The sequence below is a fragment of the Isoptericola sp. NPDC019482 genome (assembly GCF_040632295.1).
Lineage (GTDB): Bacteria > Actinomycetota > Actinomycetes > Actinomycetales > Cellulomonadaceae > Isoptericola.
Map to the genome: position 1 here is coordinate 1 of NZ_JBEYBQ010000077.1, position 1418 is coordinate 1418.

At 68.4% G+C, this 1418-nt stretch carries 1 protein-coding gene; it reads right to left on the reverse strand.

All coding sequences use genetic code 11. From position 1 onward, the window contains the following. Positions 1-19 precede the first annotated feature (19 nt). On the reverse strand, positions 20-1108 hold the full coding sequence (locus tag ABZ493_RS21740) for an IS110 family transposase (protein ID WP_430584196.1): 1089 nt from the start codon (positions 1106-1108) through the stop codon (positions 20-22). Between the last annotated feature and the right edge of the window lie 310 nt (positions 1109-1418).

Consider the following 1418-nt stretch of genomic DNA (forward strand, 5'->3'; position numbering starts at 1 on the left):
GCGATCCTTCTATGTCCTGTCAAGCCGGGGTCGGGTTCGTGAGGTCGGGGTCGTAGCGCGCGGTGGCGTTGAGGGCGCGGTAGATCTGTCGGGCGAGGTAGCGCTTGAGGATGCGGCGGATCTCCCGTTTGGTGCGACCTTCGGCCGTGCGTTTCTTGACGTATGCCTGTGTCTCGGGGTCCATCCGCATGCGCACGACGACGGCCATGTGGAGTGCTTGGTTAAGTCTTCGGTCACCGCCACGGTTGAGGCGGTGGCGGGTGGTGTTGCCGGACGACGCGGGGATCGGGTTGACCCCTGCGAGGGAGGCGAACGCGGCCTCGTCGCGCAGGCGCCCTTCGTGGGACCAGGCGATCATCGAGATCGCAGCGGTCACTGGCCCGATCCCCGGCTCCTCCAGCAAGACGCGAGCTGGGCTCTGCTGAATCAGGCCTGTGATGGCCTTCGTGTTCGAGTCCAGGTCGGCTTCGAGCTGGAGGATCCGCGTGGCCAGGCGCAGGGACTCAGCGCGTGCCGTCGTGGCTGCGATGTCCTCGGAGCGGGAGCGCCAGCGTGAGACCTGGAGGATCTGGGTGCGGGTCAGGGCCCGGCGCGCATCCAGGCCTAGGTCCATGACCCGTAGCAGCGCTGTCAGCGCGTTGATGCTGGCAGTGCGTTCGGTCGTCATCTGGTCACGGGCGGTGGTCAGGATGCGCAGCCCGACCCGGGCCGGGTCGTCGCTACGTGGGTGGCGCAGCTGGTCGAGGTCCAGTGGCAGGACCGCGGCCGCGATCCGGTGCGCGTCCAGGGGATCGGACTTGCCCACGCCCCGGTGCGCGCGGGCATTCATCCTGGCGGCCTCGACAACCTGGTAGCCGGCGGTGGCGGCAGTCGCAGCGAGTCGGCCACCGTAGGTGCCGACGCCCTCGATCACCCACAACACCTCGAGATCGCCGCCAGTACGACGACCGACCCAGGCGACCGCCCGGTCCATCGCCTCCGGCGTGGCGGGGAACTGGGCCTGATCGACCAGCTCGCCCGTGGCGGCGGCCAGGATCGCGAGCGCATGGCTGCGGGCGTGGGTGTCTACCCCCACGACGAACGGATGACGATGAGCGACGATAGGCATGCGGTGTGGACCTTCCTGTCTTGGGAACGCGTTCCGGCCGCACGCGGCCGGCGCCAACCCGGGAGGAAGTCACTTCGGGACAACTCTGTGATGAGTCACCGTGCTGCTGACACAGCACGGGACGGCCTTCTGATCAGGTCTCCGAGGTGGGCCAGGACGGCGCCGGCCGCCCCACCCTGATCGGACGGATCGCCGGAAGGGCACCGCTCTCGCAGGCCATAGGTAGCAGGAGTCACGACCAACGCAGGACGACCGACGTCATCCTCACCAGCCAGTCCCGGACCAGCCAACCGAAGACTCACAGAGGTAG

Excerpts from the sequence above, each read along its gene's own strand:
- ABZ493_RS21740 (WP_430584196.1), bottom strand. The coding sequence starts at position 1,108 with ATGCCTATCGTCGCTCATCGTCATCCGTTCGTCGTGGGGGTAGACACC.